Annotated in this window: 1 protein-coding gene; it reads left to right on the top strand. The window is 65.8% G+C overall.

The features are described 5' to 3' along the window. Positions 1-409: enoyl-CoA hydratase/isomerase family protein (locus HMPREF2791_RS12265; RefSeq protein WP_246825468.1), on the top strand; the 409-nt coding region annotated here is incomplete at its 5' end. Positions 410-430: the final 21 nt, after the last annotated feature.

Raw genomic sequence — 430 nt, 5'->3', positions numbered from 1 at the left:
TGACGGGGTGCTCGACGGGATCGTGGAGCACGGGCCCGGCTACCTCGACGAGATCGGGTTGGAGCAAGGAGAATCGCAGCTCGAGGCACTGTACGAGGACATCGAGGCCACCTTCACCGGCTCCTGGGCCGAGATCCGCGAGCGCCTTGACGGCGAGTTCGGCGAGAAGGTGCAGGAATTGACCAAGCAGGCGTCCCCGTCGTCGCTCGTGGCGGCGGCGGAACTCATCGCAGCCAACGCATCGCAGGATCTGGCCGGCGCGCTGGACAATGAGCGTCGTCTCGGTGCCGTGATGGTGCGTGAGCCGGACTTTGCGGAAGGGGTGCGGGCGGTGCTCGTCGATAAGGATCAGGCCCCCAAGTTCGCCCCCGAGGCGGACCCCTCCAAATATCGGGACGTGCTGCGCTAAAGTAAATGGCGGTGTGGGGCT

It is taken from the genome of Corynebacterium sp. HMSC034A01, from assembly GCF_001838175.1.
In the GTDB taxonomy this organism is placed as follows: domain Bacteria; phylum Actinomycetota; class Actinomycetes; order Mycobacteriales; family Mycobacteriaceae; genus Corynebacterium.
This window is presented reverse-complemented; position numbering and strand designations above follow the sequence as displayed.